At 71.4% G+C, this 12788-nt stretch carries 8 protein-coding genes; 5 read left to right on the forward strand and 3 right to left on the reverse strand.

The annotated features are described in order from the left end of the window. Positions 1 to 137: 137 nt before the first annotated feature. The gene (locus tag ACIRS4_RS29990) at positions 138 to 3803 is read left to right on the forward strand and encodes a LamG-like jellyroll fold domain-containing protein (protein WP_404201961.1); all 3666 of its coding nucleotides are present in this window, start codon (positions 138 to 140) and stop codon (positions 3801 to 3803) included. Between the two features lie 27 nt (positions 3804 to 3830). On the opposite strand, the gene ACIRS4_RS29995 is transcribed toward ACIRS4_RS29990, so the two are convergent. The 3 genes from ACIRS4_RS29995 to ACIRS4_RS30005 all read right to left on the reverse strand — a co-directional run bounded on the left by ACIRS4_RS29995 (position 3831) and on the right by ACIRS4_RS30005 (position 5953). Continuing rightward, a complete protein-coding gene (locus tag ACIRS4_RS29995; RefSeq protein ID WP_404201963.1) occupies positions 3831 to 4577 on the reverse strand; it encodes a DUF4344 domain-containing metallopeptidase in 747 nt (248 codons plus the stop codon). A gap of 124 nt (positions 4578 to 4701) precedes the next feature. Further along, on the reverse strand, positions 4702 to 5610 hold the full coding sequence (locus ACIRS4_RS30000; RefSeq protein WP_404201965.1) for a trypsin-like serine peptidase: 909 nt from the start codon (positions 5608 to 5610) through the stop codon (positions 4702 to 4704). A 94-nt stretch (positions 5611 to 5704) separates the two neighbouring features. Beyond that, complete coding sequence (locus tag ACIRS4_RS30005; protein WP_404201967.1) at positions 5705 to 5953, reverse strand: hypothetical protein; 249 nt, start codon at positions 5951 to 5953, stop codon at positions 5705 to 5707. Positions 5954 to 6081: 128 nt separating this feature from the next. On the opposite strand from ACIRS4_RS30005, the gene ACIRS4_RS30010 reads away from it, so the two are divergent. The 4 genes from ACIRS4_RS30010 (at position 6082) to ACIRS4_RS30025 (ending at position 12719) form a co-directional block, all read left to right on the forward strand. Continuing rightward, complete coding sequence (locus tag ACIRS4_RS30010) at positions 6082 to 8631, forward strand: SpoIIE family protein phosphatase (protein WP_404201969.1); 2550 nt, start codon at positions 6082 to 6084, stop codon at positions 8629 to 8631. Between the two features lie 367 nt (positions 8632 to 8998). Then, positions 8999 to 10060 (forward strand): sugar ABC transporter substrate-binding protein, encoded by a 1062-nt coding sequence (locus ACIRS4_RS30015; protein WP_404201971.1) that lies wholly within the window; start codon positions 8999 to 9001, stop codon positions 10058 to 10060. A 48-nt stretch (positions 10061 to 10108) separates the two neighbouring features. Then, on the forward strand, positions 10109 to 11671 hold the full coding sequence (locus ACIRS4_RS30020; protein ID WP_404201973.1) for a sugar ABC transporter ATP-binding protein: 1563 nt from the start codon (positions 10109 to 10111) through the stop codon (positions 11669 to 11671). Between the two features lie 4 nt (positions 11672 to 11675). Further along, positions 11676 to 12719, forward strand: coding sequence for an ABC transporter permease (locus ACIRS4_RS30025; RefSeq protein ID WP_404202060.1), 1044 nt, complete (start codon positions 11676 to 11678; stop codon positions 12717 to 12719). Positions 12720 to 12788: the final 69 nt, after the last annotated feature.

Here is a 12788-nt window from a genome sequence, read left to right on the forward strand (position 1 = left end):
CTTCCAGCGAACCGGTTCGATGAAGTGATCCTTCCGGCGGCCCCGGAACCCCCCTCGCCGACGGCGGCACGCCGACGCGCAGCCGGCCCGGCCGGGCCGACCGGAACCCGTTACTCAAAGGATTGAGGACGCACTCCATGTCATCCGCTGACAGTTCCGCCCGGCGCCGGAAGGCACCGGCCGCCGTGGCCCTGGCCCTCGGCGTGGGGGTGCTGGCCACGCCGGCCGTGCCCGCGCAGGCGGCCGGCGCGCCCCCGCCCACGGTCCGCTACACCTTCGACCAGGACGACCTCGCCTCGGGAAGGATCGTCGACAGTTCCGGCAACGGCCTGACGGCGAGCCTGGTGAACGGGGCCACCGCACGGTCCGTCGAGGGCGCGGACGGTGGCAGGGCGCTCGCGCTGCCAGGCGGCGCGCCCACCTCCGACGGGGCGTATGTCCGGCTGCCGCGCGCGGTGCTCGCCGACACGACCGACCTGACGGTGTCCGCCCGGGTGAAGTGGGGCGACGACCGGTCGCCCTGGCAGCGGATCTTCGATCTCGGCACCGGCACCGGCAAGTACCTGTTCACCACCCCGTCCCACAACGGCGGTGTCCTGCGCACGGCGGTGACCACCGGCGGAGGGGGCGGGGAGGCCCAGGTCTCCGGATACGCGGCGCTGCCGGCCGGCACCTGGCGGACGGTCACCGTCACCCTCGACGCCTCCGCGGGCCGGGTCACGACCTACCTCGACGGCGTGGCGGTGTCCTCCGCCGCCACGACCGTCAAGGCCCGTGAGCTGCTGGACGATTCGGCCACGGCCGCCGGTTACATCGGCAAGTCCTTCTACCCGGACCCGCTGCTCAAGGGCGCCATCGACGACTTCACGGTCTGGCACGCGGCGCTCACCCCGGAGCAGGTCGCCGGCACGGTCGCGGACCCGCCCGCGCTCCGGGAGCTCTCGCGGACGTCGTTCGCGGTCCGTACGACGGCCGGTACGGCTCCGGCGCTGCCGGCGTCGGTCCGTGCGTCCTTCTCCGACGGCTACGACCGTGACGCTCCCGTCGTCTGGGACGCCGTGCCGCCGGAGAAGTACGCGCGGCCCGGCACGTTCGGCGTGGCGGGGATGGCGGCCGGGCGGGCGGTGGAGGCGAGCGTCACGGTGGTCCGCGAGGGGCAGTTGACCGTCGACCTCGGCTCGGACACCGGCGCGTTCCACGGCGGCGCCTCCGGCACGCTGTACGGCGTGTACGGGCCGGACGTCCCGACCGGCAACCTCATCGAGGGGATGGGCCTGCGCACGGTCTCCACCAAGGCGCAGGACGGCCCCCAGCATCCCGGGGCGGACGCGCTGGAGGTGGTGAAGCCGCTGGCCGACTCCACCGACGGCGACGTGTACATCTACATGACCGACATCCACCGCGGCTTCCCCTACGAGTGGCCCGGCGGCAGCCCCGCGGAGAAGCTGCGGCTCTACCAGGAGAAGATCGCCAAGCAGGTCGACCAGGCCCTGAAGCTGCCGAAGGAGTACCAGGACAACATCGTCTTCGTGCCGTTCAACGAGCCCGAGGGCAACATGTTCGGCACCGGGCAGTGGAGTTACGACAAGGTCAGCTGGCTCGACGACCCGGACGAATACTTCGCCGCCTGGGACAGCTCCTACCGGCTCATCAAGGACAGGATGCCCGGCGCCCGTATCGCCGGGCCCAACACCAGCATCCTCTACGACCAGGTGAAGGGCTTCCTCACCCACGCCCTGGCCGCCGGCACCCTCCCGGACGTCATCACCTGGCACGAGCTGAGCCACCCGGAGGCGGTGCGCGACAGTGTCGCCAAGTACCGGGTCTGGGAACGGGAGTTGTTCGAGGGGACGGACAGGGAGGGCAGCCGGCTGCCCGTCAACATCAACGAGTACGCCTTCAACTACCACACCTCGGTGCCCGGTCAGATGATCCAGTGGGTGTCCGCGATCGAGGAGTCCAAGGTGGACGCCGACATCGCGTACTGGAACATCGACGGCAATCTCTCCGACTCCGCAGTGCAGTCGAACCGGGGCAACGGCCAGTGGTGGCTGCTGAATTCGTACGCCTCGATGAGCGGCCACACGGTGCGGGTGACCCCGCCGTTCCCCGGCGAGAACTACACCATGCAGGGGGTGGCCACGCTCGACTCGGCGAAGAAGCAGGCGCGGCTGATCTTCGGCGGCTCCACCGGCAAGGGGCACATCACCTTCGCGGGCGTTCCGCGCGAGCTCTTCGGTGAGCGCGTCCACGCCTGGGTCCGCGAGATCGAGTGGACCGGGCAGGTCGGCGACTCCGCCGGTCCGAAGCTGCTGACGGAAACCAACCTGCTGATCAATCAGGACGGCACGGTGGCCGTCGACTTCGGCGACGGGGCGCTGCCCTCACTCAAGGAGTCCTCCGCGTACGAGATCGTCCTCAGCCCGGCCGGTGCGGCGAAGGCGACGCAGACCGCGCCCGTGCGGTGGAAGGGGTCGTACGAGGCGGAGGACGCCGCCCACACCGGGTCCGGCTATTCGAAGAACGGGCCGGAGGGCTCCCCGCGCGACGTGTCGAAGTTCTACACCTCCGGCGGCCACGACGTGGGCGGCCTGCGCACCGGCTCCGACCTCACGCTCGACTTCGCCGTGGACGTCCCCGAGGACGGCGTGTACGACCTGAGCGTCTTCGCCAACTCCCTCAACACCTACGACAAGGTCGCCGAGCAGGGTCCCACCAACGTGTTCCTGCGGGTGGACGGGCAGGCGGACGGCGAACAGGAGCTGCATCTGCCGCTCGGCTACAAGTGGGTGGTGTGGGACCACACCGACACCCAGGTGCGGCTGTCCAAGGGCAGGCACACCCTGACCCTCGCCGCGAGGAGCGTCGACGGAACCCGCGCCACGAAGGGCGACGCCATCGTCGACCGCGTCACCCTCACTCTCCCCGAGGCGTCCGCTGACACGCAGGTGTACGAGGCCGAACTCTCCTGGCTAGACGGCGGAGCACAGCCCGTCTACGACCTGCCGAAGAAGGCCGACACGCCCGCCACCGGATCGGGCGGGGCCCTGATCGCGCAGAACCAGAGCGCCACGTTCTGGGTGTACTCCCCCGCCGACCGCGAGGCCACGCTCCGGGTCGACACCCTGGACGGCAAGGGCGCCCGGCTCTCCGTCAACGGGCATGACGTGCTGCGTCTGGCCAAGAGCAGGACCAGCGTGGCGGTCTCGCTGTCCGGCGGCGTCAACAAGGTCACGCTGACGGGAGGTTCGTCCGCCACGCTCGTCGACCGGCTGACGGTCACGCCCACCGACGGCGCGCTCGGCTCACGGACGTACGAGGCTCAGGACGCGCGACTCGCCGGCTCGGCCACGCTGACCCCGCTCTCGCTCGCCACCAAGGGCACCGCGATCACCGGCGTCGGCGGCGCACCGGGCAACGGCAACACGGCCACGTTCACCGTCACCGCGGACAAGGCCGGTCTGCACGCGCTGCGCATCCGCTACTCCAACCCCGAGCAGTCCCCGGCCACCCACTACAACCCCGACCCGCTGGCCCGCTACGCCGACATCGCCGTCAACGGCGGCGCGGCACGGCGCGTGGGCTTCCCGCACACCTTCCACCAGAACAACTTCTGGGAGCTGACCGTCCCCGTCCAGCTCGACAAGGGGCGGAACAGCGTCGTCTTCCGCGCCGAGGAACTGCCGAACTTCGACGGCACCACATACGCCTCGGACACCTTCCCCGGGGTCCTGCTCCGCTCCCGCTACGCCCCCCTGATCGACCGCATCACGGTCACGCCGTTCGCGCGGGAGGTGCGATGAGGTGATCCGCGCGCACGGCGGCCGTCCTCATCCCTCGCGCAGCGCGGGCCCGAGCGTCTCCAGCCAGGTGTCGCGGAGGGCGGCCCACTCCTCGGCGCAGCCCCGGGCACGGGCGAGGGGGAGGACATCCGGGCGTACCAGGTCCTGATGCCGGCCGGGAGCGGAGCCGTAGAGGTGGCAATACGCGCTGACGGCACGCTCCCGGTCCGGGGAATGCTCGTCCTCGGCGTCGCCGTCGGCGTTCTCGGCCGTCGCCGCCAGGAGGTTCCACGCCTCGGCGGCGGCGCGCAGGCGCCGCTCGCCGGCGGCGCCCTGCCTCAGCAGCATCAACGCGGCGAACTGATCGGCGAAGTCCTCCTCCCGGCTCGTCGTGCGCACTCCGAGGTCGTCGACGACGGCGTGGGCGGTCTCGTGGAACACCGTCTCCTGGATCACCGCCGCGACCGCGTCGTCCATGTCCCGGCGCCGCCCGGCCTGCGCGAACAGGTCCCGCGTCTCGGAGACTTCCTCGTAGCAGATGTCGATCCTGCGGGCCTCGGGATCGTAGGAGGAGCCGTCACCGTCGCAGGACCGGACGACGAGGGGGACCGGCCGGTCCAGCGTGAGGAGGTCGGTGACCGCCGCGGCGGCCTCCGTCACCGGATCGCGATCCCGCAGGAAGGCGGCGGCCGCCCGGTCGGAGCGCGCCGGTTCCTCGAACCGGACGACGAGGGCCGGTTCTTGAGCGTCGTGACCGGACTCACCGGCGTTCCGGCACGCGGCGCCTCCGGTCACGACGGCAAGCGCCACCAGCCCGAGCAACGACCGCGACCGGCCCGTCGGGACGGGCCGGCTCCTCTGTGCTCTCGCTCCCGTTCGCACGACTCCCCCGACTCCCGGTCCTGGACGGTGCGTTCGCTCAGGCGCGCTGTGCGGCGTCGTAGAGGGCCTGGGCGGTCTTGTCGAACGTCGGGCCGTACATCGGGGAGCCGCCGTCGCCCGCGCCGTGGCTGTTGACGGAGACCAGGGTGCCCTTGCCGGTGGCGGAGTCGAAGCCGGCGAGCCAGGGGCCGCCGCTCGCGCCGCCGCCGAGGTCGCAGGGGACGCGCTGCTCGTTCTCGGGCGCGACGGCGGACGTGCCGACGCAGTACAGGAGTTGCTCACCCCGCTGGGGGGTGGTCCCGGGGTAGCCGAAGGTGACGATCCGCTCGCCGGCCGCGCGGCCGAAGGCGATCTTCTGCTCCCCCACCGCGTCGGTGAGCCGCTTGCCGCCGGCCGGGGTGGCGACGACCATCGCCGCCACGTCACCGACCGTCTTCTCCACCCAGGAGCGCGGGGTCATGGCCGCCTTGACGGCGTAACGGCCGTACGGTGTCTTGCCCTTGGCGTAGCCGGGGGCGAAGACCATGTCGGTGAAGGTGTTGAAGGACGACGAGCCCACGCGTGCGCAGTGGGCGGCGGTCATGATCACCGATCGGTTGCCGCTGGTGACGGCGCTGGCCGTGCACCAGCTGTCCTGACCGCGCGAGTTGACGAAGAAGAGCCGGCCGATGCTGGGGATCGCCTTGCCGGTCCAGGTCTTGGTGAGCGGTCCGGTCGCGCCCAGGTCGACGGTGCGGCCGGCCTGCGCCATCCGCGCGGGCGTCCAGTACGACAGGGCGGCCGTCTGCTCGGCCGCGGTGTAGGCGACCGTGCTGACCTGCCCGGTTCCGGCGGCGGCCGCGGCCGGCACGGCCGGGACCGCCAGCGGTCCGGCCAGGGCCAGCAGGGCGGCGGTGGCGACGCCGGAGACGGCGCGGCGGACGCCTCGGGACGGGGTGTGCGGCATGGATGTCCTCTCAGGTGATCAAGATCGTGCGATCACCCGGGAGGACGTGATTCGGGCGGGCGGGGTGCATCCGCCGAGGCTACTTTCGTCGGGGTCACGTGGGGTCGGGGACGAAGAGGCACACACGGTAGAAGGCCGGCGTCGGCGCGCGTCCGCACGCCATGTCGATGCGGACCGTGGACAAGTCGACGGGGTCCGCCCCCGTGCTCAGCCGGCGCAGAAAGTCGCGCAACTCTGCCGCGTCCAGCGTCTCGAAGACCGCTTCCCAGCGTCCCGGTCCGTTGGTCGCAGATCGTCGCCCGGCGGCTTCCCGCTGTCGCTTCCTCTTCCGTTGTCCCGGCACAGGCCCACCCTGGCCGAACCGGGTCGCGGGGGCAAGCAGAAACACGGGCGTCCACGGCGGCCCGCCCGCTGGCGGGTCCGCTCCCGGGGCGGGACCATGAAGATCTCGTGGGTCTGGTGGTGAGAGGCATGGCGTCTGCGGACCGGCAGGAAGCGTTCGGACCGGCGACTTCGGCGATCGGCGGCCCCGGCGCAGTCGACCCGACGGACGCGACCGCCGTCGTCACCGCCGCCGGTGAGATCATCGGCTGGACCCCCGGTGTGGAGGTACTCCTCGGATACGCACCGGAGGAGGTCGTCGGCCGCTCGGGGGCCTTCCTGTTCGCAGGGCACGAGGACCGCGCCCGGACGGCGAGGATCCTTGAGCGGTGCCGCACGGGGCCGGGGTGGAGCGGCGTGACGACGGCCCGCCGCCGCGACGGCCGGACGATCGAGGTCGCCGTGCAGGTCTCCGCCGCGTTCCGGCTGGCCGGCCAGGAGTGCTTCCTCGTCTCCGGACGGGAGCGGCGACCGGAGTGGACGATCGGCCAGTCCGTGCTCGACGGGTTCCTGACCCGCTCCCCGATCGGCATGGCGGTCATGAGCCCGGACCTGCGGTACGTCTGGCTGAACGACACCCTGGAACGCTTCGGCGGGGTGCCCCGCGAGCAGCGGATGGGCTGCCGGCTCAGCGAGGTGGTGCCCGGTCTGGAGGCCGAGGCCATCGAGGCGATCATGCGCCAGGTGCTGGACACGCGCGTGCCGGTGGTCGACTACGAGTACCAGGGCTGGAGCTGGGCCGACCCGCACCGCCGGCACGCCTACTCCACCTCGTTCTTCCCGCTGGTGGACGCGCGGGGCGTCATCACCGGGGTGTGCTACATGGTCATGGACGTCACCGACCGGTGGAACGCCCAGCAGCGCCTGGCCCTGATGAACGACGCCGGGGCCCGCATCGGCAGCACCCTGGACGTGATGCGGACGGCTCAGGAGCTCGCCGACGTCACCGTGCCGCGCTTCGCGGACTTCGTCGTCGTCGACCTGCTGGAGTCGGTGCTCAGCGGCGAGCCCGCGGTCCCCGCCGTCCCCGGGGACGAGCCGCCCGAGAGCAGGCCGAGGATGCGCCGGGCCGGGATGCGGTCGATCCACGAGGGCTGTCCGGAGGCGGTCGTCCAGATCGCCGAACCCGTCGACTTCACCACCCCGCGGTACGACGCCAGCCACATGTTCCACGGCGAGGCCGTGTTCATACCGGCCCTCGACCCCCTCGACCAGGCCTGGACGACCGAGCAGCCGGCGCGGGCCGCCAACATCCGCCGGTTCGGGCTGCACACGCTCATCTCGGTGCCGCTGCGGGCGCGGGAGACGGTCCTGGGCGTGGCGACCTTCATGCGGTCGGAGAACCTCGCCTCCTTCGAGCGGGACGACCTGCTGCTCGCCCAGGAGCTGGTCGCCAGGGCGTCGGTGTGCATCGACAACGCCCGCCGCTACAGCCGGGAGCACGCCACGGCCCTCGCACTGCAACGCAGCCTGCTGCCGCGGACCCTCGCCGGCAGTCCGGTCCTGGAGGTGGCCTCCGCCTACCTGCCCGCGGACACGAAGGACGGCGTCGGCGGCGACTGGTTCGACGTCCTGCCCCTGTCGGGCGCTCGGATCGCCCTGGTCGTCGGTGACGTGGTCGGGCACGGCATCACCGCCGCGGCGGCCATGGGACGGCTGCGCACCGCCGTGCACACGCTCGCCGACATGGACCTGCCGCCGGCCGAGCTGCTGGCCCACCTCGACGACCTGGTGCTGCGGCTGACCGACGACGAACCCGAGGACGAGCCCACCCGCACCGCCGTGCTCGGCGCGACCTGCCTGTACGCGGTCTACGACCCCGTCACCCGGCACTGCGAACTCGCTCGCGCCGGGCACCCGCCGCCCGTCCTGGTGGGTCCCGACGGGACGGTCAGCTTTCCCGACCTGCCGTTCGGCCCGCCGCTGGGCCTGGGCGGTCTGCCGTTCGAGGCGACCGATCTGGAGGTGCCCGAAGGGAGCCTGATAGGTCTGTACACCGACGGTCTCATCGCGACCTCCGGCCAGGACGTCGACGCGGGGATGGCCCGCCTGGGGCGGGCCCTGGCCCAGACGGGTCTGGATCTGCGGGAGCTCTGCGACGCGGCGGTGGGACGACTGCTGCCGGGCCCGCAGCCCGACGACGTCGCGCTGCTGCTCGCCCGTCCCCGTCCGCTGGCCCCCGAGCAGGTGGTCACCTGGGACGTCCCCGCCGATCCCGCCGCCGTGGCGGCCACCCGGTCCCTCGCCGCGCGGCACCTGGACGGCTGGGGCCTGGGCGAGCTGGTCATGACCACGGAGCTGATCGTCAGCGAGCTGGTCACCAACGCCATCCGCCACGCCACCGGACCCGTCCGGCTCAGGCTGCTGCGCCAGCCGCTCCTGATCGTCGAGGTGTCGGACGCCAGCAGCACCTCGCCGAGGCTGAGGCATCCCCGGACCACCGACGAGGGCGGCCGCGGTCTCTTCCTGGTCGCTCAGCTCGCCCGCCGCTGGGGCACCCGGTACACCGACAACGGCAAGATCATCTGGGCGGAGCAGGACCTCCCCGTCGGCACACGCACGACCGGCGCCCCCGGCTCCGACCCGCTGCCCGCGAGGCATCCCATGTCCGGCGACGAACCGGCCGCCGCCGCGCTGTAACCGATTCGGGCGTCGCCGCCCACGTCCGCACGAAGCCGCACGTGGGAAAGGTTTTTCCGTTCGCACCCTGGACACGGACGGGCGTCGTCCCCGTTAATCCATCCCATGTCGCCGGTTTCCGACCGGTGACCGTGCGTGAATCCGTCATCCCGCACACGCCGCTCATTGATGGGATGCATTTAGGGCGGGCACACCCACCTGTCGGGCATGAACCGAGTGCTGTGCCCCGATTTTCAGGGGTTTCCCTGCCGGACACCTAGACACCCCACCCACCCTCCCTCTATAAACATCCCATCTCTTCACGAGCGACATCTCACCGTCGCACCCGTGTACCACCCCGCTTCGGGACCAGCGCGAGGAAGTACCGATGAGACTCAGAACAGTCCTCTGCTCCACCGCATCCGCCGTCTCCGCCCTGGCGCTGCTCAGCGCCTGCGCCGGCGGCTCCCAGACCGCCTCGTCGTCGGGCGAGCCGCTCGTCGGCGTCGACTACCCGCGGTCCGACACCGACTTCTGGAACTCGTACATCAAGTACACGCCCCAGTACGCCAAGGAGCTGGGTCTGAACCTGAAGACCACCAACTCGCAGAACGACGTCGCCAAGCTCACCGCCAACGCGCAGACTTTCATCAGCCAGGGCGTCAAGGGCGTGGCGATGGCCCCGCAGGACACCGCCGCCATCGCGCCGACCCTGGCGCAGCTGGAGGCGAAGAAGATCCCGGTGGTCACCGTGGACACCCGCCCCGACACCGGCAAGGTCTACATGGTCGTACGCGCCGACAACCGCGCCTACGGCGAGAAGGCCTGCCAGTTCCTCGGCACGAAGCTGGGCGGCAAGGGCAAGGTCGTCATGCTCCAGGGCGACCTCGCCTCCGTCAACGGCCGTGACCGCACCGAGGCGTTCAACGCCTGCATGAAGAAGGACTACCCGGACATCAAGGTGTTCGGCGAGGCCACCAACTGGGACGGGGCCGTCGCCGCGCAGAAGCTCCAGACCGACCTGACCGCCCACCCGGACATCAAGGGCGTCTACATGCAGTCCAGCTTCGCCCTGTCCGGCACCCTCCAGGTGCTCAAGCAGAAGGGCCTGCTCGTCGGCCCGCAGGACGACAAGCACGTGTTCGTGGTCTCCAACGACGGCATCCCCGAGGAGCTCAAGGACATCGCCGCGGGCAAGATCGACGCCACCGTGTCCCAGCCGGCCGACCTCTACGCCAAGTACGCCCTGTACTACCTGAAGGCGGCGATCGACGGCAAGACGTTCCAGCCCGGCAAGACCGACCACGACAGCACCATCATCCAGGTCCGTGACGGACTGCTGGAGGACCAGCTCTCCGCGCCGCTCGTGACGGCCGACGGCGCCACCTACGGCGGGGTCGCCAGCCTCAAGAGCGACGACAAGTCCCTGTGGGGCGACAACCTCGGCTGACCACCCCCTGCCAGGCAGCCAACGGCTATGGAGAACAAGGCGGTTGAGATGAGCGACGGGGAGCGAGAAGTCACCCCCGCGTCCGCCCCGGCGGACGGCGGACGGGTCCCGGCGGACCCGCCCGTCGTCGAGGCGACGGGCATAGTCAAACGATTCGGTCCGACGGTGGCCCTGAACGGCGCCCGGATCACCATCAGGCCCGGCGAGACCCACGCGCTCGTCGGCCGCAACGGAGCCGGCAAGTCGACCCTGGTGTCCGTGCTCACCGGCCTGCACGCCCCGGACGGGGGCGCGGTCGTCTTCGGCGGCGCCCCGGCGCCGCGGCTCGCCGACCGCGACGCCTGGCGGCAGCGGGTGGCGTGCGTCTACCAGAAGTCCACCGTCATCCCCACACTGACCGTCGCCGAGAACCTCTTCCTGAACCGGCACGACCACGGCCGCGGCCGCCTGATCAGCTGGCGGGGCGTGCGCAGCCGCGCCCGGGACCTGCTGTCCACATGGTCGGTGGACGTCGACCCGCAGACCCTCGCCGGCGATCTGGACGTGGAGCAGCGGCAGTTCGTGGAGATCGCCCGGGCGTTGTCCTTCGGCGCGCGGTTCATCATCCTCGACGAGCCGACGGCGCAGCTCGACGCGGCGGCCATCAACCGCCTCTTCGACCGCATCCGCGATCTGCAACGCCAGGGCGTGACCTTCCTGTTCATCAGCCACCACCTCCAGGAGGTCTACGAGATCTGCGACATGGTGACGGTGTTCCGCGACGCCCGGCACATCGTGACCGCGCCGGTCGCGGAGCTGCCCCGAACCGACCTGGTCGCCGCGATGACCGGCGAGGCGGCCGCAGACCGGCGTGAGGACCGGGCGAGCAGCCATGTGCCCGCCGCCGAGGCCGCGTTGAGCGTGCGCGCGCTGGACGGCGAGGCCTACGGCGACGTCAGCTTCCGGGTCGGCGCGGGTGAGATCGTCGGGCTGGCGGGGGCGGCCGGCAGCGGGCGCACCGAGGTCGCCGAGACCGTCGTGGGGCTGCGTTCGGCGGCGGCCGGCGAGGTGGAGATCGCGGGGACGCGGCCCCGGCCGGGCAGTGTGCCCGCCGCGCTCGCGGCCGGGGCGGGGTTCGTCCCGCAGGACCGGCACCACCAGGGCTTCGTCCCGGACATGTCGATCGCGGACAACGCCACGCTGTCCGTGCCCAAGCGGCTGGGCCGGGGCGGGCTGCTGGACCGCGGCCGCCGGGACCGGCTCGCCGAGGTCATGATCGAGAACCTTGCGATCAAGACGCCCGGCCCCGATCTGCCCGTCTCCGCCCTGTCCGGGGGCAACCAGCAGAAGGTCGTGATGGCGCGCGCCCTGGCCGACGACCCCCGGCTGCTGGTGCTGATCAATCCCACCGCGGGCGTGGACGTGCGCTCCAAGGAGTTCCTCCTCGGCAAGGTCGAGGAGACCGCGGACACCGGGACCGGGGTGCTCATCGCCTCCGACGAACTCGACGACCTGCGTATGTGCGACCGGGTCCTGGTGATGTTCCAGGGCCGGGTGACGACCGAGATGGCCCGCGGCTGGCACGACCACGACCTCGTGGCAGCGATGGAAGGAGTGGACCTGAATGCCTGAGGCAATGCCTGAAACGGTCCTCGCGCACCCGCCCGCGCCCCCGGCCGCGAAGCCGCGGCCGAAGCGGACCGCGCTGCTGGGCGGCCGGGTGCCGCTGGCCCGGCTGCGCGACCTGGCGCTGGTGCCCGCGATCGTGGTCATCGCGATCGTCGGTCAGATCGTGAACCCGGTCTTCCTCCAGACGGACAACCTCATCAACGTCCTGCAGACCATGTCCGAGATGGCGCTGCTGGTCCTCGCCCAGACGATGATCCTGATCGTCAAGAAGATGGACCTGTCGCTGGAGTCCACGATGGGTCTCGCGCCCGGAGTGGCGGCCTGGCTGGTGGTCCCCGTCGGCGCCGGACACGGGCTGGGCCTGCTCTCCGGGGCCTGGGCCGTCCCCGTCACGCTCGCCGTGGGCGCGCTCGTCGGCGTGCTCAACGCGCTGCTGATCATCCGCTTCGGCCTCAACGGCTTCATCGTCACCCTCGGCATGCTGATCGTGCTGCGCGGCGTCCTCACCGGTGTGTCCGGCGGCCAGACGTTCTTCCAGCTGCCCGAGTCGATGCTGTACCTGGGCACCGCGCAGTGGTTCGGGATGCCGGCGTCGATCTGGATCTGCCTGGCGCTGTTCGCCGTGGCGATCGTGGTGCTCGGCTGGACCAGTTTCGGCCGGTCCCTGTACGCCATCGGCGGCAACGTCGACGCGGCGAAGGCGGCCGGCATCCGCACCGACCGGGTGCTGTGGATCGTCATCGTCACCGGCAGCGTGCTCGCCGCCCTCGCCGGCCTGATGCTCTCCGGACGGCTCGCGTCGGTCGCCTCGGCGCAGGGCAACGGCTACATCTTCACCGTCTTCGCCGCCGCCGTCATCGGCGGGATCAGCCTCAACGGCGGCAAGGGCACCATGTTCGGGGCGTTCAGCGGCATCCTGCTGCTGTTCATGATCCAGAACGTGCTCACCCTGGCCGGCGTCCCCGCCCAGTGGATCGGCGCCCTCAACGGCCTGATCATCCTCTTCGCCCTGATGATCTCCCGCATCACCGGCGGCAAGGTCCAGGACTGACCGGGCGGCCCGCGCCCTGAGCCGTCTTCCATGTCTCGTCGCGAGGGGCCGCACGCCCCTCGCCCCTCA

This window comes from Streptomyces sp. NPDC101166 (assembly GCF_044768125.1).
Lineage (GTDB): Bacteria > Actinomycetota > Actinomycetes > Streptomycetales > Streptomycetaceae > Streptomyces.

Coding starts and splice junctions, on each gene's coding strand:
- ACIRS4_RS29990 (WP_404201961.1), top strand. CDS start 138: ATGTCATCCGCTGACAGTTCCGCCCGGCGCCGGAAGGCACCGGCCGCC.
- ACIRS4_RS30000 (WP_404201965.1), bottom strand. CDS start 5,610: ATGCCGCACACCCCGTCCCGAGGCGTCCGCCGCGCCGTCTCCGGCGTC.
- ACIRS4_RS30010 (WP_404201969.1), top strand. CDS start 6,082: ATGGCGTCTGCGGACCGGCAGGAAGCGTTCGGACCGGCGACTTCGGCG.
- ACIRS4_RS30015 (WP_404201971.1), top strand. CDS start 8,999: ATGAGACTCAGAACAGTCCTCTGCTCCACCGCATCCGCCGTCTCCGCC.
- ACIRS4_RS30020 (WP_404201973.1), top strand. CDS start 10,109: ATGAGCGACGGGGAGCGAGAAGTCACCCCCGCGTCCGCCCCGGCGGAC.
- ACIRS4_RS30025 (WP_404202060.1), top strand. CDS start 11,676: ATGCCTGAAACGGTCCTCGCGCACCCGCCCGCGCCCCCGGCCGCGAAG.